The 20,590-nt window shown below is 58.2% G+C and carries 26 protein-coding genes and 1 tRNA gene; 6 read left to right on the top strand and 21 right to left on the bottom strand.

Features of this window, described 5'->3' with window-relative positions; all coding sequences use genetic code 11:
* Positions 1-8 precede the first annotated feature (8 nt).
* Together AB4N74_RS10785 and AB4N74_RS10780 are read right to left on the bottom strand one after the other, a co-directional pair.
* Positions 9-734, bottom strand: coding sequence for a hypothetical protein (locus AB4N74_RS10785; RefSeq protein ID WP_460091078.1), 726 nt, complete (start codon positions 732-734; stop codon positions 9-11).
* Positions 735-817: 83 nt separating this feature from the next.
* Entirely contained in the window at positions 818-1,027 is a 210-nt protein-coding gene (locus tag AB4N74_RS10780) for a hypothetical protein (protein WP_016774031.1), read from the bottom strand.
* A gap of 253 nt (positions 1,028-1,280) precedes the next feature.
* Here AB4N74_RS10780 and AB4N74_RS10775 point away from each other — a divergent pair.
* Positions 1,281-1,358: transfer RNA gene (locus AB4N74_RS10775), tRNA-OTHER, on the top strand.
* Between the two features lie 423 nt (positions 1,359-1,781).
* Here AB4N74_RS10775 and AB4N74_RS10770 read toward each other — a convergent pair.
* From AB4N74_RS10770 to AB4N74_RS10720, 11 genes are all read right to left on the bottom strand, one after another.
* Complete coding sequence (locus AB4N74_RS10770) at positions 1,782-1,943, bottom strand: hypothetical protein (RefSeq protein WP_177413104.1); 162 nt, start codon at positions 1,941-1,943, stop codon at positions 1,782-1,784.
* Between the two features lie 324 nt (positions 1,944-2,267).
* Entirely contained in the window at positions 2,268-2,828 is a 561-nt protein-coding gene (locus AB4N74_RS10765; protein ID WP_099759294.1) for a fasciclin domain-containing protein, read from the bottom strand.
* Positions 2,829-3,062: 234 nt separating this feature from the next.
* Positions 3,063-3,347: a hypothetical protein gene (locus AB4N74_RS10760; RefSeq protein ID WP_093431037.1), complete on the bottom strand. Its 285-nt coding sequence runs from the start codon at positions 3,345-3,347 to the stop codon at positions 3,063-3,065.
* 258 nt (positions 3,348-3,605) lie between these two features.
* A complete protein-coding gene (locus AB4N74_RS10755; RefSeq protein WP_008082703.1) occupies positions 3,606-3,836 on the bottom strand; it encodes a hypothetical protein in 231 nt (76 codons plus the stop codon).
* Positions 3,837-3,954: 118 nt separating this feature from the next.
* Complete coding sequence (locus tag AB4N74_RS10750; protein ID WP_099759293.1) at positions 3,955-4,185, bottom strand: hypothetical protein; 231 nt, start codon at positions 4,183-4,185, stop codon at positions 3,955-3,957.
* Positions 4,186-4,256: 71 nt separating this feature from the next.
* Positions 4,257-5,900, bottom strand: a complete 1,644-nt coding sequence (locus tag AB4N74_RS10745; protein ID WP_460100026.1) for an ABC-F family ATP-binding cassette domain-containing protein — start codon at positions 5,898-5,900, stop codon at positions 4,257-4,259.
* Between the two features lie 143 nt (positions 5,901-6,043).
* Positions 6,044-7,081 carry a DNA topoisomerase IB gene (locus tag AB4N74_RS10740; protein ID WP_427119668.1) on the bottom strand — a complete coding sequence of 346 codons (1,038 nt, stop codon included), beginning with the start codon at positions 7,079-7,081 and terminating at the stop codon, positions 6,044-6,046.
* A 72-nt stretch (positions 7,082-7,153) separates the two neighbouring features.
* Positions 7,154-8,233: a molybdenum ABC transporter ATP-binding protein gene (gene modC / locus AB4N74_RS10735; protein WP_460100023.1), complete on the bottom strand. Its 1,080-nt coding sequence runs from the start codon at positions 8,231-8,233 to the stop codon at positions 7,154-7,156.
* Positions 8,234-8,236: 3 nt separating this feature from the next.
* Positions 8,237-8,917 (bottom strand): molybdate ABC transporter permease subunit, encoded by a 681-nt coding sequence (gene modB / locus AB4N74_RS10730; protein WP_093431052.1) that lies wholly within the window; start codon positions 8,915-8,917, stop codon positions 8,237-8,239.
* Between the two features lies 1 nt (position 8,918).
* Positions 8,919-9,695 (bottom strand): molybdate ABC transporter substrate-binding protein, encoded by a 777-nt coding sequence (gene modA / locus AB4N74_RS10725; protein ID WP_099759289.1) that lies wholly within the window; start codon positions 9,693-9,695, stop codon positions 8,919-8,921.
* Positions 9,696-9,865: 170 nt separating this feature from the next.
* Entirely contained in the window at positions 9,866-10,930 is a 1,065-nt protein-coding gene (locus AB4N74_RS10720) for an NAD(P)H-dependent flavin oxidoreductase (RefSeq protein ID WP_460100019.1), read from the bottom strand.
* Between the two features lie 354 nt (positions 10,931-11,284).
* On the opposite strand from AB4N74_RS10720, the gene acuI reads away from it, so the two are divergent.
* A complete protein-coding gene (gene acuI / locus AB4N74_RS10715) occupies positions 11,285-12,268 on the top strand; it encodes an acrylyl-CoA reductase (NADPH) (RefSeq protein ID WP_220556305.1) in 984 nt (327 codons plus the stop codon).
* Between the two features lie 32 nt (positions 12,269-12,300).
* Here the strand turns inward: acuI and ada are convergent, their stop codons facing one another.
* From ada to AB4N74_RS10690, 5 genes are all read right to left on the bottom strand, one after another.
* A complete protein-coding gene (gene ada / locus AB4N74_RS10710) occupies positions 12,301-13,368 on the bottom strand; it encodes a bifunctional DNA-binding transcriptional regulator/O6-methylguanine-DNA methyltransferase Ada (protein WP_258708319.1) in 1,068 nt (355 codons plus the stop codon).
* A gap of 87 nt (positions 13,369-13,455) precedes the next feature.
* Positions 13,456-14,121, bottom strand: coding sequence for a DNA oxidative demethylase AlkB (gene alkB / locus AB4N74_RS10705; protein WP_095048095.1), 666 nt, complete (start codon positions 14,119-14,121; stop codon positions 13,456-13,458).
* A 5-nt stretch (positions 14,122-14,126) separates the two neighbouring features.
* A complete protein-coding gene (locus AB4N74_RS10700; protein WP_093431067.1) occupies positions 14,127-14,837 on the bottom strand; it encodes a 2OG-Fe(II) oxygenase in 711 nt (236 codons plus the stop codon).
* Between the two features lie 94 nt (positions 14,838-14,931).
* Positions 14,932-15,102 (bottom strand): hypothetical protein, encoded by a 171-nt coding sequence (locus AB4N74_RS10695; protein WP_093431686.1) that lies wholly within the window; start codon positions 15,100-15,102, stop codon positions 14,932-14,934.
* Between the two features lie 34 nt (positions 15,103-15,136).
* On the bottom strand, positions 15,137-15,439 hold the full coding sequence (locus AB4N74_RS10690) for a DUF1883 domain-containing protein (protein ID WP_007912251.1): 303 nt from the start codon (positions 15,437-15,439) through the stop codon (positions 15,137-15,139).
* Between the two features lie 210 nt (positions 15,440-15,649).
* On the opposite strand from AB4N74_RS10690, the gene AB4N74_RS10685 reads away from it, so the two are divergent.
* Both AB4N74_RS10685 and AB4N74_RS10680 read left to right on the top strand, forming a co-directional pair.
* Positions 15,650-16,006 carry a hypothetical protein gene (locus AB4N74_RS10685; RefSeq protein ID WP_460100015.1) on the top strand — a complete coding sequence of 119 codons (357 nt, stop codon included), beginning with the start codon at positions 15,650-15,652 and terminating at the stop codon, positions 16,004-16,006.
* A 71-nt stretch (positions 16,007-16,077) separates the two neighbouring features.
* Positions 16,078-16,308 carry a hypothetical protein gene (locus AB4N74_RS10680; protein WP_008082673.1) on the top strand — a complete coding sequence of 77 codons (231 nt, stop codon included), beginning with the start codon at positions 16,078-16,080 and terminating at the stop codon, positions 16,306-16,308.
* Between the two features lie 3 nt (positions 16,309-16,311).
* On the opposite strand, the gene AB4N74_RS10675 is transcribed toward AB4N74_RS10680, so the two are convergent.
* Both AB4N74_RS10675 and AB4N74_RS10670 read right to left on the bottom strand, forming a co-directional pair.
* Positions 16,312-16,599 (bottom strand): hypothetical protein, encoded by a 288-nt coding sequence (locus AB4N74_RS10675; RefSeq protein WP_460100012.1) that lies wholly within the window; start codon positions 16,597-16,599, stop codon positions 16,312-16,314.
* A gap of 135 nt (positions 16,600-16,734) precedes the next feature.
* Positions 16,735-16,920 (bottom strand): hypothetical protein, encoded by a 186-nt coding sequence (locus tag AB4N74_RS10670; RefSeq protein WP_090283267.1) that lies wholly within the window; start codon positions 16,918-16,920, stop codon positions 16,735-16,737.
* A 258-nt stretch (positions 16,921-17,178) separates the two neighbouring features.
* Here AB4N74_RS10670 and galU point away from each other — a divergent pair, with 258 nt between their 5' ends.
* Positions 17,179-18,018 (top strand): UTP--glucose-1-phosphate uridylyltransferase GalU, encoded by an 840-nt coding sequence (gene galU, locus AB4N74_RS10665; protein ID WP_093431079.1) that lies wholly within the window; start codon positions 17,179-17,181, stop codon positions 18,016-18,018.
* 128 nt (positions 18,019-18,146) lie between these two features.
* On the top strand, positions 18,147-19,505 hold the full coding sequence (gene gorA, locus AB4N74_RS10660) for a glutathione-disulfide reductase (protein ID WP_460100008.1): 1,359 nt from the start codon (positions 18,147-18,149) through the stop codon (positions 19,503-19,505).
* Here gorA and AB4N74_RS10655 read toward each other — a convergent pair.
* Positions 19,502-20,518 carry a DNA-binding protein gene (locus tag AB4N74_RS10655; protein WP_093431083.1) on the bottom strand — a complete coding sequence of 339 codons (1,017 nt, stop codon included), beginning with the start codon at positions 20,516-20,518 and terminating at the stop codon, positions 19,502-19,504. The genes gorA and AB4N74_RS10655 overlap by 4 nt on opposite strands.
* Between the last annotated feature and the right edge of the window lie 72 nt (positions 20,519-20,590).

Below are 20,590 nucleotides of genomic sequence, written 5' to 3'. Positions count from 1 at the left end.
ATGATCTATCAGCGTAGACCCGACGGCGCGGGCTTCGTTACAAAACCTTTTCCGGCGCAGTTCGGACAGTCCTCCCGGGCATCAAAGCGATCGAGGCAGGCGGGGCACATGCAGAAGACCGCCGACTCAATGTGAGGCCGCACCTTTTCAAAGGTGCGCAGATCTCGTTCTTCATGCGCGACTTGCGCTGCATCTATAAGCGCCCGGTAAGCATCAGCATCGGAAATTGGTCGGTGCGTTACGCCAGCGATCATTCGTTCGGTCTCTACCAATTGATATCGGCACCCATTCATTTCCAACACAAGGCCTGAAATCCGTCCAATCTTCGGAGAAAGACCCAAGGTCAGCCGCACACCGTCCGCGCCAGAGTAGACCTTGCCGTCATAAGCGAAGGAAGCGCCGCGTGGTTCATCACTTTCGAAGTTGAAGATTGACCGGCTGATAGTGCCCAGCAGACTCCCGTTTTCGATCTGAACGACGTCATAGGTCGAGGCGCCGCGGTAGTGCCCGGACGAGTTCTGCAGCTCCTCGACGGCATGCCAGTACGCTGCGTCTGCCATTTCGTTCATGTCGAACCGTTCAAGCTGGTCGATCAGCCCCTCATCGCGGAGCGTAGCTGCCATCTCGTGAAGGGTTTCCCGATGCCCCTCTGGGTTTTGCATACGGAAGTCCTGATCGTCGAGAGTCGCGCGCCATCGCTGGAGCCGTAGGGTTTTGGCCTGGTCGAAATTCATGCTGCGGGATTCGCTGTACAAATGCTGTATGCATGTACAGTAATCGAGTCGAGGCAGGTGGGCGAGGGGGAGGCGACGAGCTGTCAGTCGGGCGTCATTAAAACTGCCAAGGTCATCTTGATGAACTCTTCATTTTTGTCGATTGCCCAGAGGGCGCCGCGGACGTTCTCGGCGACGTCGGCCGATCCGCGCTGCTCGACCCAATTCGACAGCTCCATGATGGCCGCCTCGAGGGCGAGTTGGTTTTCGTTGATCTTGAAAAGCAGGGAAGGCAGTAGGTCTGAGTTTGGCATTTTGGTTTCCTCCTTGGACGAAACCAGAGTAGCAGGGGGACTCATTGTCGGCAGGACGCCGGAGGAGGGCAGACAGCTGGATCATGCAGAATCGGCATACCGCGAGCCTGCAGTAGCCGATAAAACGAGAGACTTTAAACGGATTTCAGAGCCTTTTTCCGGTCCGCAATCATTTCAAGGTATGCGGAAACATTGGGCTGCATGACAGGCTTTCGAGCTTGATTGCGGACCGGAAAACCTATCGCAAGGCGCGGCCTGATTGATTTCCACTCGGGACTTAAAATCCCCCGCTCGTAAGGGCGTGCCGGTTCGATTCCGGCTTCGGGCACCATCTTAAATCAAGGGTTTGCGGGCGAAAGCTGATGCAAGCCCTTGTTTGTTTCTGGTCCACAATCATTTGGTTGGCATTGCTGTTTGCCCTTGCGATTCCTGATGTATGGCTCGGTCATTATCACGGTCGTACACTCAAGTTGATTCCCCGCCTGCAAAATCTCACGCTGGACTCTGCCTTGTCTGTACCTGCCTTGGCGCGCAAATCTTGCCTCTGAAACTCAGCCTTAAGCCATCCGTTCCGCTGGTCGCCGTTGGGCGCGGAGGGGAATGCATTCAGGTGGTGTGCCAGCGGTTTGATACGAGGCGGTTGTCATAGCTCGCAGTTTCATCCAAATCTCTCGATTGCCCAGCGGCTAATATCTGCAAGCTGCATGGCGTTACGAAAAGATGCCCGGACGTAGCCGGGCTTTTAGGGAAGAGTTCAGCGCGAATCCGCTTCTTTCGGAGAACGAGACGAAGTTTTTTCACTTCGTCTCCGAAGCCAGCTAAAGAACGCGTGTACCGGATGCAGGAAGGCCACAAGCACGCCGATGAGCATGATGATGAAGATGGACACAAGCGGGATGCTTTCGTGCGAGAACATGGTGGGTTACTCCTGTAGTCACTATGTCGGAACCCGCAGCCTAGACGCATCGAACCATGTTATCGATGAACGTATATTCATCCTTCAGCGCCTCGGTTGTGCTACAGCCAGGCTCACCAGTCAGGCGGTATCTGGAAATCAGCGAGCAACCAAAAGACCCTCCCGAGTTGGCTGGGTTATTTGAAATTTGGTTCGTAAAACATTCGCTGTATCGCCGCGCAACCGCCAGACAAAACCATTTGCTCAATGCTAAATCCGCTTGTGAAGTGCCTGTTCGGGTATTAGCACCCGGCAAACTGTGCGTCCGCCGGGAACCCGGTGCGTTTAAGGCATCAAGACAGAATCGACAACGTGGATCACGCCGTTTGACTGCATCACGTCTGCGATGCTGATACTTGCCTTACCGCCTTTGGCGTCCACCACCCATAGCTTGCCTTCGTACAGCTTGATACTCAGCGACTCACCTTGAACGGTTTTCAGCATAACGGTGCCGCCGTTCTTTTTGGCCTCGGCCATTATTTGTGTGGATGTGTGAGTGCCGGGCACAACATGGTAGGTCAGGATTTTGGTCAGATCGGCTTTGTGTTCAGGCTTTACCAGCGTGTCGACGGTGCCTGCCGGAAGCTTCGCAAACGCTTCGTTTGTCGGAGCGAAGACGGTGAATGGACCTTTGCTGTTGAGCGTATCAACCAGCCCGGCAGCCTTGACCGCCGCTACAAGTGTCGTGTGATCCTTCGAGTTGACTGCGTTCTCAACGATGGTTTTAGTGGGGTACATCGCTGCTCCTCCGACCATCACCGAGTCGGCGGCAAAGCTGAGCGTTGCAGTTACACAGAGAATGGCGAAGCAGGCTGCTGCAGCAATTTTTTTGTAAAAGGCATGCATGATGTATCTCCTTGGCTCTTGTGCCCTCCGAGTGAGGGTATTGGATCTACGAGCCAGCGATCAAAATGGATGCATCGGTTGTTGAAATGATTTTGTGAGTGCTGTCCGTGTCAGGCTTTTGTCCTGGTACTGGTGGCCGCTCATAAAGGTGTGCCGGTTCGACCACCCTGAATAGCAAAGGCCTGCATGAGTTTCCTCATGCAGGCCTTTTTTGTGCCTTGCTTAAACGCACTGCTAGACGAATGCTTGCCCGCTAAAGCCGCGAGGCAAGCGCTGAAGGCCGGCCATTGCAGTCAGGCGCTCGATCCACTCTGCGCGCCAGTTGGTTGCGCCGTGGGAGGTTTTGGCCTGACGGGCCATCCGGCGGGTGGCGTTGCGCTGATCCTTTCGCGCCTGTTTGTAGGCATCGGTATTGCGGCAACTGCGGCACTTCACGCGATTGAGTTCGCGGCTTGCCGACAGTTGTTTGCCTTTATGGCCGCAGGCCAGATGCCCGTCGACGTTGAAATGGATAACCATAACTGTCTCCTTTGCGACATGTATAAGTTATGACAACTCACGCACGGCAACCGTTCGCCATTTGGGCGCTGGCCAAAAAAACACCCACATGCGGGCGGGAGAGGGCGTTACTTTGCAAAGGAGTGATTTCACTGTCGTCGCGCAGATGCAGTCGTCACGTGAAAAACTGGAAAAATAGACATTACGGGCAGACACAAGCGCGGTGACTCCTATGTCACCGCTAATGAGCAAATTCCTGACACCCTGGCCGGGTCGAGGTCATCTGAACCGAGGCAGTGGCCGATCAACAGGCTTTAGCGCCGACAGCGTGTTGCGAATCAGCGGAGCATCCTTCTCGATGTCGTTCAGCCGGTCTCGGATGCGCAGGGCGGTGGGGTGTCCACCTTGGTGATCGACCCAGTCGGCGATCTCTTTGCAAGCGGCGGCGAGGCGCGCTTGTCGAGCGTCGAGCAGGGTGAGGAGGGTGGTGATGGACTCTTTTTCGGACATGGAACACCTCCGTTCTATGAAACCTGAGCTGCAGCAAAAAGCCCGCGTGTTGCGAGCCTTCTGCCGTGGGGCGCTGCTCCTTCAGCTGGTTTCAGTATAGACCCGCTTCTGATCGGCATCAGCCTGAAGACTGGCGGGCCGCTGATGGGGAACTCGCTGCGTTGAGGCGTCTGCATTCACGTCCTGCTTCACCCTCCGTGTCGTAGCCATCGCCGATGAAACCGCCAGTACGTGTGTCGCAGATGCGAAACCAGCTAGTGGCTTTCGCGGGATCATGCTGGCTGTCTTCGGCACGTCGGCCGTAAATAATGATCTTGTTGCAACGCTTCACGACGAAAATGTCTTCCATGGCGTCACCGCAGCTGATTCGTGTCAGATCAACTATAGAAGCCCTCGGCAATCGTGCAAAAAATAGGCAGGTCAGCTCGTCGGTTGCCAGCGCCAGCCTTCGGGGTGCCAGGTCAAACAATGGCTTGGGTTTAACGCCTGTAAAAACGCTTGATCGTGGGAAACCGCGACAATCGCTCCGGGAAATGCCTGCAAGGCGTGTTCGAAAGCGTGCACCGATGCCAGGTCCAGATGATTGGTGGGCTCATCCAGCAGCAGTAATTGTGCGGGCGTCTGGCGCCACAACGCCAGCGCAAGGGCTGCTTTCAAGCGTTCGCCGCCACTGAGTGAGGCGCACGGACGGTTAACGCGTTGTGCGTCGAGTTGCAGATGAGCGAGAAAGCTGCGCAACTCACCTTCGCTCAAAAGTGTTTGCTGTGCCTGCAACTGATCGACAATCGACGTGTGATCATCCAGCAGCTTCAGTTGTTGGTCGAGAAAGGCAAAAGGCACGTGCGTGATGCACTCGCCACTTACCGGCGCCCATTCACCTGCCAGCAATTTCAACAGCGTCGATTTGCCACAACCGTTGTGACCGCTGACAGCGATGCGCATCGGCCCTTGAATGGCGAGGTCAAGGCGGGTGCTGGGCGCATCTGCCGGTAACCATGGCAGGCACGCGTCGATCAGCGTGCACACCCGCCGATTGCTCGGCACCACGCTGCCCGGCAGATTGATCAGCACGCCGTCGGCGGGCAGGACGTTTTCGTACGCCTCGCGAACACGCTGATCCAGATCGGCCTTGCGTGCCTGGTGGCCGACTTTTACCTGCCCTATGATGTCCCGCGCAGCGGCTTTCAACGCTGCCCGCTCGAAGCCCGAAACGTTGGCACTTTGTGCGTGGCGACGGCTGCCGGCCGCGTGGCGCTGGATCGTGTCGTGCTCGCGTTGCAGCCGCGTACGTTCGTGCTGACGTTCGATACGGGCCTGATCGAGCTGTGCCTGCGCCGCCTGTTGATGGATCCTGCGTTGCTCGGTGAAATCCGAAAACCTTCCGCTGAAAACTGTTACTCCCAACGCCGTGAGTTCGACAATTCGCTGCATCTGCTCCAGAAGCTGGCGGTCGTGACTGACGATAATCAGGCCACCACGCCAGCGCTCAAGCAGGCTCATCAACCATTGCCGACCGGCGCTGTCGAGGTGATTGGTGGGCTCGTCGAGCACCAGCAATGGCGCCTGACTCAGCAGTGCGCCGATCAAAGCGATTCTGGCTTGCTGGCCACCGCTGAGGTGCTCGGTCAGATCCGACCCGGTGAGGTCGGTCAGCCCGGCCCCATCAAGCATCTGGCGCAAGCGCTCGGCCAGATCCCAGCGTTCATCGATGAGGTCGAAGTCGTGCGCAGTGGCAGCACCGCATCTTAGTCGCTCCAGTGCGCTGAGCGCCGGGGCCGTCCCCGTTACATCGGCGACGGTTTGCCCGGGTGTGGCGATGAACGTTTGTGCGACGTAATGCACGCAAACCGAGCGTGCCACGCTGCCGGTGCCGGTGCCGGGTTGTAACTGCCCGGCAATCAAACGTGCAAGCACGCTTTTGCCAACACCATTGCGCCCGACGATCGCAGTCGGTTGATGATCGAAAGTCAGGTTCAGGTCTTCGAACAGTGTTGCGCCATTGGCGAACTGAAAGCCCAGTTGATTCAGGGAAACGAGTGCGGGTGTACGCGAGACGTGAGTCATCGGCACCTCCAAAAAATGTCGTGAAAACTGACAAGCGCCGAGAACGGCGTGTCGCGATTACATTTTTAGAAGGCTGGATTGTTCACTGCTGCGGTCGTCCGAAGGAGGAGAGGTCGCTAGCCTAGATGACGCTCCCTTGCGGATCAAGATGCATCGGTCATCTCGCTCATTCGCTCGAGAAACATCGCCAGTGCCACTTCCTCCGCACGCAGGCCTTTGCGCACGCGCGGGCGAGGTAGTTCGGCGAGGGCGCCGAGCATGAATTTCTCCACCACGGCGGGGTGAATGTAGCATTTTCGGCACACCGCCGGGGTGTTGCCCAACTGCTTGGCGACGCCTTTGACCATCTCCACCACATGCCGCTTGGCCTCGGTCTCGGACTCCCATTGCAACTCGCGCAACACCGCCAGCGCCAAGGCACTGCCGGCCCAGGTGCGGTAATCCTTGGCGGTGAAATCGGCGCCGGTCAGGGTTTGCAGGTAGGCGTTGACGTCGGAAGAACTGACGGTGTGTCGCTCACCGTTTTCATCCAGATACTGAAACAGGTTCTGCCCGGGAATCTCCAGGCAACGCTTGATGATGCGTGCCAGACGCCGATCCTTGACGGTGATCTGGTGTTCGATGCCGCTTTTGCCGCGAAACTGGAACAGGATCGCGCTGCCGTTGACTTCGACATGTCGGCTGCGCAGGGTGGTCAGGCCGTAGGAACGGTTGTCGCGGGCGTATTGCGTATTGCCGACCCGGATCAATGTGGCGTCGAGCAGGGTGATCACCGTCGCCATGACCTTGTCACGACTGAAGCCGGGCGCGGCCAATAGCGCCTCCAGTTGCTTGCGCAGTTTCGGCAACGCGAGACCGAACTCACGCAGGCGCGAATACTTGTCGGCATCGCGCACTTCGCGCCAGCGCGTGTGATAGCGATATTGCTTGCGGCCACGGGCATCACGGCCGGTGGCTTGCAGATGACCGCGCGGATCCGGACAGATCCACACATCGGTATAGGCGGGTGGTACGGCAAGGGCATTGATGCGTTTGATTTCATCCGGATCACTGATGCGCTGGCCGGACGGCTCGAAATAGCTGAACTTGCCACGCAGCTTCTTGCGGGTGATACCGGGCTGGGTGTCGTCGACGTAATGCAGGTCGGATGGCAGGTCGGCAGTCAGCACGGTGTCGGGCATGGCAGTTTCCTTTGATGGCGCGGCGGTCTGTAAAACGATTGACCGCACGCCGTTGCCGTGGTGCCGAATGATTTAAGCGAGGACTGCGACCGCTTTGATCTGCGCCCATAAATGCTGGCCCGGATGCACGCCCAACTGGTCCCGGGAATAGCGTGTAATACGCGCGAGCAGCGGAGTGCCGCCAGCATCAAGGCGAATCAACACGTGGGCGGCGTTGTCCGCCGATTGTTCGCTGACCACCGTCACCGGCAGTCGATTGAGGATGCTGCTGAATTCGCTGTTCTGCAGGCTCAGGCTGATATCCCGCGCGTGTACTTTGCAGCGCAGGGGCTGACCCGGTTCCATCGGCGCGTGCGTCACACGGATGCTCATCTCGGTGGCCGGCAATTGCAGGCTCAGCAGTTGATATTGCGCATCGTAGGCGCTGACCTGCCCTTCAATGATCACCCCGGCGTCATCGCCCATCGCCATCGGCAGGTCAAGACGTGCGAGGGTTTCGCCAATCGGGCCGCTGGCCAGCGCTTTGCCTTCGCTGAGCAAGACCAGATGATCGGCCAGTCGCGCCACTTCATCCTGGGCATGACTGACGTACAACAGCGCAATGTCCAGTTCGTCGTGCAGACGTTGCAGGTACGGCAGGATTTCACTTTTGCGCTGGCTATCGAGAGCGGCCAGCGGCTCGTCCATCAGCAGCAGTTTCGGGCTGGTCAGCAGGGCGCGGGCGATGCCGACACGCTGGCGTTCGCCTCCCGACAAATGCTGCGGATGACGCTCGAGCAAATGCTCGATGCCCAAGAGTTCGGTGGCCTGCGCCATGTCGACCCGACGCTGGGACTTGGCGATGCGCTTGAGGCCGAACTGCAAATTGGCCAGCACCGACAGATGCGGAAACAGGCTGGCTTCCTGAAATACATAGCCGAGCGCGCGTTTGTGTGGCGGGACGAAAATGCCGTTATCGCTGTCCTGCCAGACTTCATCGTTGATCTGGATGAAGCCATGTTCAGCGCGCTCAAGCCCGGCAATGCAACGCAGACAGGTGGTTTTACCCGAGCCGGAATGCCCATAAAGCGCAGTCACGCCACGGCCCGGCAAGTGCAGGTCGACATCGAGGCTGAAGCCCGTATAGACCCGTTTCAAACGCACATCGATCATCGATCAGCTCCAGCCTGCGCGGGTCTTGCGGCTGGAGTACAGCGCCAGCAACACCAGAAACGAAAACACCAGCATCGCCCCGGCCAGCCAGTGAGCCTGCGCGTATTCCATCGCTTCGACGTGGTCATAAATTTGTACGGAAACCACGCGGGTCTTGTCGGGAATGTTGCCGCCGATCATCAGCACCACGCCGAACTCACCGACGGTATGCGCGAAACCGAGTATCGCTGCGGTGATAAAACCGGGGCGCGCCAACGGCACAATCACGCTGAAAAACGTGTCCCACGGATTGGCACGCAAGGTCGCGGCCACTTCCAGGGGACGGGTGCCGATCGCCGAGAACGCGTTCTGCAACGGTTGCACCACGAACGGCATGGAATAGATCACCGAACCGATCACCAGCCCGGTGAAGCTGAACGTCAAAGTGCCCAGGCCCAGCCATTGGGTGAACTGGCCGAGAAAGCCGTGCGGGCCCATCATCAGCAACAGATAGAAACCGATCACGGTCGGAGGCAGTACGAGGGGCAGGGCGACGATCGCCCCGATCGGGCCGCGCAGCCATGAATCGGTGCGCGACAGCCACAGGGCGATCGGCGTGCCGACCACCAGCAGGATCGCGGTGGTCAGGGACGCCAGTTTCAGGGTTAACCAGATCGCCGCGAAATCGGCGCTCGTCAGTGACATTTTAGAGCTGGTAACCGTAGGACTTGATCACCGCAGCGGCTTTCGGGCCCTTGAGGTATTCAACCAAGGCTTTGGCGGCGGCGTTGTCTTTGCCTTTGTTCAGAATGACCGCATCCTGTTTGATCGGGTCGTGCATGCTCGCAGGGACGATCCATGCCGAACCGCTGCTGACTTTGCCGTCCTTGTAGATCTGCGACAGGGCGACAAAGCCCAACTCAGCGTTGCCGGTCGAGACAAACTGATAAGCCTGAGTGATGTTCTGGCCTTCAACGATCTTGGCTTTGGTGGCGTCGGTCAATTTCAGTTTTTCCAGCACTTGCGTGGCGGCCAGGCCGTATGGCGCAGCTTTCGGATTGGCGATGGACAGGTGCTGGTATTCGTTCTTTTTCAGCACTTCGCCTTTCGCATCGACATAACCTTCTTTCGCCGACCACAACGCCAGCGTGCCGATCGCGTAGGTGAAACGCGAACCTTTGACGGTTTCGCCTTCTTTTTCGAGTTTTTCCGGGGTGGTGTCGTCAGCGGAGAGGAACACTTCGAACGGCGCGCCGTTCTTGATCTGAGTGTAGAACTGGCCAGTGGCGCCATAGGCTGCGACCAGTTTGTGCCCGGTGTCTTTTTCGAAATCGGCGGCGATGGCCTGGATCGGCGCGGTGAAGTTGGCTGCCACGGCCACCTGCACTTCATCAGCCTGAACTGTGCCGACGGCGAAGACGGCGAAGACGGCGAGCAAAGAGGCCAGGCAACCAGGGGCAAGACGTGAGGCACGAATGGTCATGTAACAGCTCCGTTATTGACGAGTGCAGCGGGCAGCTATTGTTTGAAGTGGGCTGCGCCGATGCGAGGGGTGAATTCGCTATATAGCGAAATATATAGCGAAATGCCGCCAAACAGGAAGTGTTGGTTAAAACCAGCGTGAGGATGTTTGAATCTTCACGCTGTGCAGCTTCAGCGGCGAGCGAGTTTTGCCAGTGCGCCTTCGGCCAATTGTCGAGTCAGTTCAGCGCTACCGAGGTCTTTGCCCAAGGTGAATGCCTGACCGGCCCAGAGGTTGGCAAACTCTGCTTCGTTGATCGCTCGCAGCGGCATCAGCGCACCCCCGGCCAAGGGAAATGCAGGTGCCTGGGGCGAAATCGGGCCCAGTTCACGCATGATGCGATTGAGAATGCCCCGTGCCGGCCGCCCGGTAAAAATATTGGTGATTGCCGTTTCGCTTTCCTTGGCGGTGCGCAGCGCCTTGTGGTGAGCGGCGCTGACTTTTGCTTCCGGCGTGAACAGATAGGCGGTGCCGACCTGTACTGCTGAGGCCCCCAACATAAATGCCGCCGCCATGCCGCGCGCATCAGCAATTGCCCCGGCGGCAATCACCGGTACGCTCACCGCATCGACCACCTGAGGCACCAGGGCAAACGTGCCGACCTGACTGCTCAGATCATCACTGAGAAACATGCCGCGATGGCCGCCGGCCTCGTAGCCCATCGCGATAATCGCGTCGCAGCCGTTCTGTTCCAGCCAGATCGCTTCATCGACCGTCGTGGCCGAAGAGAGAATTTTCGCCCCGGTTGCCTTGACCCGCTCGAGCAAGGATTTCTCTGGCAGACCGAAATGGAAGCTCACCACTTCAGGTCGAAACTCTTCCAGCACTTCACAGGCTGCGGCATCGAATGGCGCGCGGTTGGATACCGGAGTCGGTGCAGCGAAATCGGCGCCCAGTTCACGATAGTAAGGCTCCAGCAAATGCTTCCAGTCACGTGCACGTTGCTCATCGGCTGCCGGTGGCTGATGGCAGAAGAAGTTCACGTTGAAGGGCTTGTCGGTGTGCTGGCGGATGGTTTTCAGCTCTTCGCGCAATTGCTCGATGCTCAACATCGCCGCCGGCATCGAACCCAGGCCACCGGCGTTGCACACGGCGATGACCATGGACGAATTCGTCGCACCGGCCATCGGACCCTGGATGATCGGCAATTCAATGCCGAGCAGATCAAGAAGACGGGTGTCTGGCCATTGGCTCATGAGGGCGGTTCTCCGAACGGTGCAGCGGGCAGGGGGCAAAACCGGTTTTTAGCAGCAAAACCGGATTCGGGGCCAGTTCGAAATTCAGAACAACCCGTGCAGTTTTTCAGCGTCGATGACATCCGCCGCTCTTCGGCCTCCAGAAGCGTGATGAAAATTGCTGGTACGCCGGTGGTCGCGGCAGTGGCGAACTCTTTAAAAAACTCGGCGAAACCACGACCGTCGAAAAAGCATAGACGCGGGCCATCGAAATACCCGGCCGATTTGCCGATTGGCGCAAAGTCGAATGTGGCAGGGTGTTGCGATGTGCTATTTCAAGGCACGACATTCTGAAAACAGTCCAGCGAGGCAGTCATGTTTAACGCCATTGTGATCGACAAAGACGACAGCGGTTACCGCGCCAACCTGCAACAGGTCAACGAGGAGCAATTGCCTGAAGGCGATGTCACCGTGGCTGTTGCGTACAGCACGCTGAACTTCAAGGATGGCTTGGCGATAACCGGCAGCAGTCCGGTGGTGCGCAAGTTTCCGATGGTGCCGGGGATCGATCTTGCGGGCACCGTGGAAGCCAGTTCACACCCCGACTATAAGGTGGGTGATCAGGTGCTGCTCAACGGCTGGGGTGTTGGCGAGAATCACTGGGGCGGTCTGGCGCAGAAGGCGCGACTCGATGGCGATTGGCTAATTCCATTGCCCAAGGCCTTTACGGCGGCGCAAGCGATGGCTGTCGGTACGGCCGGTTATACGGCGATGCTGTGCATTCTGGCGCTCGAGCGCAATGGCGTGACGCCGGAGCAGGGTGAGGTGTTGGTCACGGGGGCCAACGGCGGTGTCGGCAGTTTTGCCATCGCCCTGCTGAGCAAACTCGGCTACCGCGTCGTCGCGTCCACCGGCCGGGTCTCCGAGCATGAATATCTGCAGCAGTTGGGCGCCGGCGAAATCATTGACCGTGCGACGTTGTCAGCGCCCGGCAAGCCACTGGCCAAAGAGCGTTGGGCGGCGGTGATCGATTCGGTTGGCAGTCACACCCTGGCCAATGCCTGCGCGAGCACCCGCTCCGAAGGCACCGTCGCCGCCTGTGGTCTGGCCCAAGGTATGGATTTCCCGGCGTCAGTGGCGCCGTTCATTTTGCGCGGTGTGACCCTCGCCGGCATCAACAGCGTGACCCAGCCCAAGGCCCGCCGGCTGCAAGCGTGGGAGCGTCTGGCCAAGGATCTGGATTTCTCGCTGCTGGCATTGATCAGCCATGAAATCGGCCTGAGTGAAGCCATCGAGGCGGCGCCAAAACTGCTCGCCGGGCAACTTCGCGGACGGGTTGTGGTGGACGTCAATCGCTGAGGTTTTCAGGTTGCGTAGCTTCCATTGACCGTTCACGCCGACGTCTCGCGCTCAAGCAACTGACGCTTGCGCTCGACCCCCCAGCGATAACCGGAAAGGTTGCCATCGCTGCGCACCACGCGGTGGCAAGGGATCGCCACCGCCAGGCGGTTGGCCCCGCATGCCTGAGCCACTGCGCGCATGGACGTCGGCGCGCCGATGCGCTGGGCAATCTCGGCATAGCTGGCGGTGCTGCCGAGCGGAATCTCCCGCAAGGCTTGCCAGACACGTTCCTGAAACGCCGTCCCCCGCACGTCCAGTGGCAGATCCAGGCCAATGGCCGGTGCTTCGATAAAACCCACGACTTTGGCGATCAACTGTTCAAACCCGCTGTCTGCGCCAATCAGGTTGGCGTTGCGAAACTGATCCTGCAGGTCGCACACCAGTTGGTGCGGGTCGTCACCCAGCAAAATCGCGCACACCCCACGCTCGCTTTGCGCCACCAGAATCGCGCCCAGCGAGCATTGGCCTACGGCAAAATGGATGTCGTTGTTTTGACCGGCAGCGCGGTAGTCGCCAGGTTTCATACCCAGCAGTTGGTTGGCTGATTCGTAGAAACGGCTGTTGGAGTTGAAGCCTGCGTCGTATAGAGCGTCCGTCACCGAATTGCCGTCCGCGAGACGTTCACGCACTCTGCGCGAACGATGGGCGGCGGCGTAGGCTCTTGGCGTGAGGCCAGTGGCGGCTTTGAACACGCGATGAAAGTGAAACGGGCTCAAACCGGCCGCCTCTGCGAGCTCGTTCAGGGCGGGCGGATTTTCGGCCATCTCGATTTGCCGGCATGCCGCGGCAACGGTCGCGGCATGCTGCGCGGCGACATCACTTTGATCCTTGCTCGCACGTTTGCTCGGCCGATACCCCGCGGCTTCGGCCTGTTGGGCGGTGTCGAAAAACTCGACATTTTGCGGTTTCGGCAAGCGTGCCAGGCTGCTCGGGCGGCAGTAGATGCCCGTGGTTTTTACCGCATAGACAAACTGTCCGTCCGCCTGCGGATCCCGTGCGAGCACGGCGGCCCAGCGTGGATCATGTTCGGTATCAAACGGGGTCGAAAGCGTTTTCATGATGAGTAATCCGTTGACCTGTTTGATTCAGGTTAACCAGCCTCGCCAGGCACAACACTCCGGGCCTTGCGGTCAAATTTTTCGGGTTTAGCGAGCCAGCCGAAATGTCAGATTGATCCGCTGTTGACCCAAGCGCGGATGCTGACCTTGCTTGATTGGCAATACGCCGTGGTAGCGCAATCGGTCGACGCCGCCCCAGACCACCATGTCACCGTGCAGCAGCGAAATTCGCCGGGTCTTGTCGCTGCGCGCAAAACCGCCGAACAGAAATATGGCTGGTAATCCGAGTGACAGGGAAACGATCGGCGCGGCGTAGTTCTTTTCGTCTTTATCCTGATGCAATGACATTTTTGCGCCGGGGACATAGCGATTGATCAGGCAGGAATCTGCATTGAAGCCAGAGAAACCAGCTCGCTCGGCTGCCGAATGCGCCAGAGCAGCGAAGGATTTCGGCATCTGCGGCCAAGGCAGCCCGTTGAGCGGGTCGACAGCCGAATAACGATAGCCGCTGCGATCAGTGATCCAGCCCCGCTCACCGCAACTGCTGGTGCCGACAGACATGCTGAAACCGCCCGGTGTGACCATGTGGCGCAAGGGGGCCACTGCGAGAACGGCGTCCAGTGCCGGCAGCAATTGATCGACAATCGGCAGGGCGAAGCCCCGCAATAGCCAGGATTGTTCGCCAATCTGTTCGGCTCGGGCTTGTTGTTCGGGTTCGTGGTCAGCGAACAGGTCGAGAGTTGTTGAGGACATGGCCATCAGGTTGCGTCGTGAAAGATGATGCCTAGGGTATGCCTTTTTCCACTGTGCAGGCGACTGACACCGTGGCGCATGGTCACCCGGTAGTCGCCGCGCACGCCTTTGACGGGGCGCTGATTCACGGCAAAGATCAGCGCATCACCTTTCGTCAGATCGAGTACGTGCGGGCGAGATTGCATGCGCGGGCGCTGCTCGGTGAGAACGAACTCTCCGCCGCTGAAGTCTTGCCCGGGTTCTGACAGAAGAATCGCCACTTGCAGCGGAAAAACCGATTCGCCGTACAGGTCCTGATGCAGGCAGTTGTAGTCCTGCGGGCCGTACTGCAACAGAAGAGGGGTAGGGCGTCGTTGACCGGCGGCATGGCAACGCTGAAGAAACTCGGCGTGGTTCGGAGGGAAACGCTCGGGCAGGTGCATGCGTTCGTACCAGCGATTGGCCAAGGGGACCAAGCGCGGATACAACGCGCAGCGAAGGCGTTCTACCGGTGTCGGCAGGGGATATCGAAAGTATTTGTACTCGCCGCGACCGAAACCGTGGCGGGCCATGATGACCTGCGATCGAAACGGTTCGGTCTGTGGATACAGCGCACTCAGGTGATCGCAGGTGTTGGTCAGCAGCAGCGAACGGATGATCGCGTAGCCGTCCTGATCCAGTTGCTGCGCAAGGCTTGCCCAGTCGAGCGAATCCAGACGCGAGGGTGACATCGACATGCTGACTCCTTGACGCTTGGTCGAAGAAGGTCAGTCTAGGCAAGGCCTGGCGGCAGAACACTCCGCCGCTTGCGGTCGAATTCGCTGCCGCGCCTTACAGTGCTTTGCTTACCGAGATTTCGCTGATCACGTCGTCACTCTGGCCGTGAAGGGCCTCCAGAGCGGCCTTGGCTTCTTCGGCAGTGCCGTTTTCCAGCTGCGCGAACTCGAAGCGGCGTTCACCGTTGAGTTTGTACTTGATGACGTATTTGGTTGTTTGGGCCACGGTCATGCTTTCCTTTCTGGTTGAGCGGTGTGTCTCAGCTGAGTTTGGTGCTGGAGCGACGGATGATCTTGATCGAGTGGGTCAGCGTCGGCTTGCGGGTTACGCTGATCGCACGGCGGTTGACCGTGTCTATGGTGATGTTCCAGAAACCGGTGCTCGGCGCGGTGATACGGGCCGGGAAGGTGTCGAAGGCGCCGCCGTGATAGGTGTGACGGCCGCCGTTCTTGAAGCTGCGGAAATTGGCGTCGTTCATCAGACGGATGTTGCACATTTGCGAGCATTGGATGACGACGATGTCGTCTTCGTTGAGGTGTTCGCGCTGGTGAATGAATTTCATGGGCGCCTCCAGAAGGGCTTTTTCTACAAAATCAAAACGATAGCTTGTAATTGCGCGCAGTTTATCAGCCCGCACGGGTTATTATCTGGCCGTCGGGCGTTGGTTTGACAATTTTGAACAGATATTCGCAATCGGATGCGGGTTAAATGCAGAAGGCCCCGGAGAAAAACGGCATTTGTGCTGTCGGACGGTCTTTAACGGAGGTTTTGTATGAAGTGGGGTGTGGTGTGTCTGCCGTTGATTCTGGCTGTGGGTGGTTGTGCGAGTGTTTCCGAAATCAATGAAACGCTGCCGACCATGAGCGTGATCTCCGGCAAGAAACCCCATGAATATGCCCAGTGTCTGGCCGATAAACTGGCAGACAGCCGCGGCGCGCTGCAAGTGCAGCCGCACAAGGACGGGGTTCGGGTCATCGTACCGGGGAAGCTTTCTACGGGTGCAGCCGCAGTGTTTGATATCGAAGATCGCTCCGGTGGCAGCAGCATCAAGTTGCATGAGCGCATGTCGAATGTGCCGGTTCGCCCGCATGACGTGCAAAAGGCCGCCAATGCGTGTATTTCCGGCTGATAGACTGACAGTCATCAGCACCGATGCCGTCGCAGTCATGCTGTGACGGCATTTTCATTTCTGGAGTCGCGATGAAGCGAGAGCAAGTACGGGAGCGCCACGTAGAGGGCCTGATCTCTGCCACCCATGTTATCCAGAACCCGGCGAATCCGGGTGAGTGGATCGTGTTTTTCAAGAAGAGCGCCGGGCGCAGCTACTTTCTGGTCGACGATAACGACGAAGTCGAATCCTTCAACCGTCTCGACGATCTGATCGAAGTCGTTCGTGGACTCGGGATCAAGTTCGCCGAAATTCATATGTAAGGTCTATTTGCAGACCACGACAACGCTGCGGTTCTTGTAGTTGCCGACATCAACGCCCAGGGTTTTGTCGCTTTCCTTGGGCTGGGGTGTGCCGTCGGTGCCAACGATTCGGTAGCCAGTGCCCGCGCAGGAGGCATCGGCTTTTTCATAGCAGGTCGCCCAGGAATTCGCTTCGCCGGAACAATCGATCGACAGCCCCTGTTCACCATTGTTCAGGTATGTGGGTTGGGAGGTGGCGCAACCGGCCAGTGCCAATAACGCGATCAGGGGCAGCCATTTTTTCAGATTCATGTTTGTGGTCTTCAGCGAGGGGGACTAGACGCTCTGACAGCGCCGGTGTGAAAAGGTTATAGCGTTTGGCCACTTGTTTGTAAGTGGGCACAAAAAAGCCCTGCTCAAGGGCAGGGCTTGGGGCGTCGCAGTCGATCAGTCCTGATCTTTGCCGCGGCGCTTGGCCGATGCCGGAGTGTCGGTGAACACTGCCGCTACATCGGTCGCCATTTGTTCGCTGTCGAAAGGCCCGGCGATGTGTTCGCCATTGGTCGTGGTCAGCGTCCACTTGCCGTCTTTCTTGTCGATCACATACCCGTTGACGATTTTTACCGCAGCCATCTATCTGTCTCGTTCGCTGGTTCAAAGGCGCCATGATACCGGCAAATGCTCGCATTGGGGGGCGATGAGCGTATGGTGATTCAGTTTCTCGGCTGCTTTGAGCTACGCTGATCTGGCTGCGCCAGGATGTCGATGGAACTATCGGCGAGAATATTTCTCTATGTTGGCATCGGTTAGCCAGTGCGGGGCATTGTAAGGTGCACGCCGCCTGATTAGACTGCGCCGAAACTCGTACACACAGCCCTTTCAAGGACTTATATGATCAAGAAATGCTTGTTCCCAGCAGCCGGTTACGGTACTCGCTTCCTGCCAGCGACTAAAGCCATGCCTAAAGAAATGCTGCCGGTGGTAAACAAGCCACTGATCCAGTACGGCGTTGAAGAAGCTCTGGACGCTGGCCTGACGGAAATTTCCATCGTGACCGGTCGTGGCAAGCGTGCTCTGGAAGACCACTTCGACATCAGCTACGAGCTGGAAAACCAGATCAAAGGCACCGACAAAGAGAAATACCTGGTAGGTATCCGCAAACTGCTCGACTCGTGCTCGTTCTCCTACACCCGTCAAACCGAAATGAAAGGTCTGGGCCACGCGATCCTCACCGGTCGCCCGCTGATCGGTGACGAACCGTTCGCCGTGGTGCTGGCGGACGACCTGTGCGTCAACCTCGAAGGCGACGGCGTACTGACCCAGATGGTCAAGCTGTACAAGCAGTTCCGTTGCTCGATCATCGCCATCCAGGAAGTCGATCCGCAGGAAACCAGCAAGTACGGCGTTATCGCCGGCGAGATGATCCGCGACGACATCTACCGCGTTCACAGCATGGTCGAGAAGCCAAAGCCGGAAGATGCGCCGTCGAATCTGGCAATCATCGGTCGTTACATCCTGACTCCGGACATCTTCGACCTGATCGAACAAACCGAGCCAGGCAAGGGCGGCGAAATCCAGATCACCGACGCCCTGATGAAACAAGCCCAGAACGGCTGCGTCATGGCTTACAAGTTCAAAGGCAAGCGTTTCGACTGCGGTGGTGCTGAAGGCTACATCGAAGCAACCAACTTCTGCTTCGAGAACTTCTACAAGACTGGCAAGGCTTATTAAGAGCGCTTGAATTGTCTGTAAGAAAAACCCGCTTCGGCGGGTTTTTTTATTTTGCGCCCCCATATGATTGGCAGCGCTTGCCCAATGGGTGGCTGCAGGTATGCTGATCCCCTGCCGAGGAGATAGAAATGGCCTACGATTTTGACCTTTATGTGATTGGTGCCGGTTCCGGCGGTGTGCGTGCTGCGCGTTTTGCGGCCGGTTTCGGTGCGAAAGTGGCGGTGGCGGAGAGCCGTTATCTGGGCGGGACCTGCGTTAACGTCGGCTGTGTGCCGAAAAAGTTGCTGGTGTACGGCGCGCATTTCGCCGAAGACTTTGAGCAGGCGTCCGGTTTTGGCTGGAGCCTGGGTGAGGCAAATTTCGATTGGGCGACGCTGATTGCCAACAAGGATCGCGAGATCAATCGCCTCAACGGCATTTATCGCAATCTGCTGGTCAACAGCGGCGTGACCTTGCATGAGGCGCACGCGAAGATTGTCGGCCCGCATGAGGTTGAGGTGAATGGCGAGCGCTTTACCGCGAAGAATATTCTGATTGCTACCGGTGGCTGGCCGCAGATTCCGGAGATTCCGGGGCGCGAGCACGCGATCGGTTCCAATGAGGCGTTCTTCCTGAAAGAGCTGCCAAAGCGTGTACTAGTGGTTGGCGGCGGTTACATCGCGGTCGAATTTGCCGGGATCTTCCACGGCCTTGGCGCGAACACCACGCTGCTGTATCGCGGCGATCTGTTCCTGCGCGGCTTCGATGGTTCGGTGCGCAAGCATTTGCAGGAAGAGCTGACCAAGCGTGGACTGGATCTGCAATTCAACGCCGATATCGCGCGCATCGACAAGCAGGCTGACGGCAGCCTGAAAGCCACCCTCAAGGACGGTCGTGAGCTGGAAGCGGATTGCATTTTCTATGCAACCGGCCGGCGTCCGATGCTCGACAATCTGGGGCTGGAAAACACCGATGTGCAGCTCAACGACAAAGGCTTCATCAAAGTCGACGAGCAGTATCAGACCAGCGAGCCATCGATTCTGGCGCTGGGCGATGTCATTGGTCGTGTGCAACTGACGCCGGTGGCGCTGGCTGAAGGTATGGCTGTGGCGCGACGTCTGTTCAAGCCAGAGCAATACCGTCCGGTAGATTACAAGATGATCCCGACGGCGGTGTTCAGCCTGCCGAACATCGGCACGGTCGGTTTGACCGAAGAAGATGCACGCGAGGCTGGCCACGACGTGGTGATTTTCGAGAGCCGCTTCCGCCCGATGAAGCTGACCTTGACCGAGTGCCAGGAAAAAACCCTGATGAAACTGGTGGTCGACGGCAAGACTGACAAAGTCCTCGGCTGCCACATGGTCGGCCCGGACGCTGGTGAGATCGTCCAGGGCCTGGCGATTGCGTTGAAAGCTGGCGCAACCAAGCGTGACTTCGACGACACGATCGGGGTACACCCGACGGCCGCCGAAGAATTCGTCACCATGCGTACGCCGGTCGGCGCTTAAGCGTCTTTCGGCTTGGCTGAGTCTGGCGCTGCCGTAACGGCAGCCGCCAGACGCTGGCTTTCTTCCAGGCTTGCCTGAGCCTTGTTCAATTCCTTTTTCAGTGACTGGTTGAGCAGCGTCTGCTCCTCGACGCTCTGCTTGAGTGTCTGGCTTTCCAGGGTGGCCACGCGCAGGCGTTCCTGGAGAAGGGTGCGTTCGCTGTCGACGCGGGTCGCTTGCTCGAGCAGTTGATCCTGACGCTGATTGCTCTGCTTGAGCTGATCCTGCAGCAGACTCAGTTCGCGCTGCGTGCCACGGTTTTCCGTGAGCAGGCGTTCGTTGTCGCGGTGCAGTTGCGTGATCTCGTCCTGGCGGACCAATGCACTTTGCTGCGCCTGACGCAATTCGGCCTGAATCTGCTGCACCTGCGCTTCGTGGCGGCTCTGTTCCTGCTCGCGCTGCTCTTTGCTGGCGTTGCGGTAGTGCTCCAGCGCGTCACGGGCATGCAGGTGTTTTTCTTCCAGTGAGCGGATCTGCTCGTCCTTGTCCTGCAAGCGCAACTCAAAGTCGGCCAATGCCTGATTCAGCCCGGCATTGCGGGTCTGCTCGGTCTGCAGCATCGAGCGTGTGTTGTTCAACGCTTCGGATTCACGCGCCAGTGCAGCGCCTTGAATGTCGTGCTCGTGTTCGAGCTTTTCCAGTGCCTGACGCGTCTGTTGCAGCTCCGACTCCAGTGCTTCGCGCTGCTCCTCAAACTGCTCGCGGGCTTGCTCGATGGGCTCTTGCGCTTGTTCCTTGAGACGTTGGGCGAGCCTGGAAACGAGGGCGGTCAACTCGTCATCGATAGGCTCAGCCGAGGCTTCAACGGGCTGGGCGCCGTCATCCAGTTCTTTCAAATAGCGATGGATCGTGGTTTTCGAGCCGGTGTTGCCCATTTCAATGCGTACTGCATCGATGCTCGGGTGTTCGCCACGGGCGAGGATCGCTGTGCGCGCGATCTGCACCAGTGCTTTGGTTATGCCGCCACGGGCCATGTGAACTCCTACGTTTACGTACTGTGGTACATGCCACTAAAGTACGCAGTGTACCATCTCAAAAATAAAGAT

The sequence above is a fragment of the Pseudomonas sp. H3_C08 genome (genome assembly GCF_054669455.1).
The sequence above is the reverse complement of the archived record's forward strand: the minus strand, read 5'-3'. Positions and strand labels throughout refer to the sequence as shown.

Coding starts and splice junctions, on each gene's coding strand:
- AB4N74_RS10745 (WP_460100026.1), bottom strand. CDS start 5,900: ATGACTCACGTCTCGCGTACACCCGCACTCGTTTCCCTGAATCAACTG.
- gorA (WP_460100008.1), top strand. CDS start 18,147: ATGGCCTACGATTTTGACCTTTATGTGATTGGTGCCGGTTCCGGCGGT.
- ada (WP_258708319.1), bottom strand. CDS start 13,368: ATGAAAACGCTTTCGACCCCGTTTGATACCGAACATGATCCACGCTGG.
- AB4N74_RS10750 (WP_099759293.1), bottom strand. CDS start 4,185: ATGGAAGACATTTTCGTCGTGAAGCGTTGCAACAAGATCATTATTTAC.
- modC (WP_460100023.1), bottom strand. CDS start 8,233: ATGATCGATGTGCGTTTGAAACGGGTCTATACGGGCTTCAGCCTCGAT.
- alkB (WP_095048095.1), bottom strand. CDS start 14,121: ATGTCCTCAACAACTCTCGACCTGTTCGCTGACCACGAACCCGAACAA.
- AB4N74_RS10780 (WP_016774031.1), bottom strand. CDS start 1,027: ATGCCAAACTCAGACCTACTGCCTTCCCTGCTTTTCAAGATCAACGAA.
- modA (WP_099759289.1), bottom strand. CDS start 9,695: ATGACCATTCGTGCCTCACGTCTTGCCCCTGGTTGCCTGGCCTCTTTG.
- AB4N74_RS10675 (WP_460100012.1), bottom strand. CDS start 16,599: ATGAATCTGAAAAAATGGCTGCCCCTGATCGCGTTATTGGCACTGGCC.
- AB4N74_RS10760 (WP_093431037.1), bottom strand. CDS start 3,347: ATGGTTATCCATTTCAACGTCGACGGGCATCTGGCCTGCGGCCATAAA.
- AB4N74_RS10765 (WP_099759294.1), bottom strand. CDS start 2,828: ATGCATGCCTTTTACAAAAAAATTGCTGCAGCAGCCTGCTTCGCCATT.
- AB4N74_RS10720 (WP_460100019.1), bottom strand. CDS start 10,930: ATGAGCCAATGGCCAGACACCCGTCTTCTTGATCTGCTCGGCATTGAA.
- modB (WP_093431052.1), bottom strand. CDS start 8,917: ATGTCACTGACGAGCGCCGATTTCGCGGCGATCTGGTTAACCCTGAAA.
- AB4N74_RS10700 (WP_093431067.1), bottom strand. CDS start 14,837: ATGTCGATGTCACCCTCGCGTCTGGATTCGCTCGACTGGGCAAGCCTT.
- AB4N74_RS10770 (WP_177413104.1), bottom strand. CDS start 1,943: ATGTTCTCGCACGAAAGCATCCCGCTTGTGTCCATCTTCATCATCATG.
- AB4N74_RS10655 (WP_093431083.1), bottom strand. CDS start 20,518: ATGGCCCGTGGCGGCATAACCAAAGCACTGGTGCAGATCGCGCGCACA.
- AB4N74_RS10755 (WP_008082703.1), bottom strand. CDS start 3,836: ATGTCCGAAAAAGAGTCCATCACCACCCTCCTCACCCTGCTCGACGCT.
- AB4N74_RS10785 (WP_460091078.1), bottom strand. CDS start 734: ATGAATTTCGACCAGGCCAAAACCCTACGGCTCCAGCGATGGCGCGCG.
- acuI (WP_220556305.1), top strand. CDS start 11,285: ATGTTTAACGCCATTGTGATCGACAAAGACGACAGCGGTTACCGCGCC.
- AB4N74_RS10690 (WP_007912251.1), bottom strand. CDS start 15,439: ATGAAATTCATTCACCAGCGCGAACACCTCAACGAAGACGACATCGTC.
- galU (WP_093431079.1), top strand. CDS start 17,179: ATGATCAAGAAATGCTTGTTCCCAGCAGCCGGTTACGGTACTCGCTTC.
- AB4N74_RS10670 (WP_090283267.1), bottom strand. CDS start 16,920: ATGGCTGCGGTAAAAATCGTCAACGGGTATGTGATCGACAAGAAAGAC.
- AB4N74_RS10680 (WP_008082673.1), top strand. CDS start 16,078: ATGAAGCGAGAGCAAGTACGGGAGCGCCACGTAGAGGGCCTGATCTCT.
- AB4N74_RS10740 (WP_427119668.1), bottom strand. CDS start 7,081: ATGCCCGACACCGTGCTGACTGCCGACCTGCCATCCGACCTGCATTAC.
- AB4N74_RS10685 (WP_460100015.1), top strand. CDS start 15,650: ATGAAGTGGGGTGTGGTGTGTCTGCCGTTGATTCTGGCTGTGGGTGGT.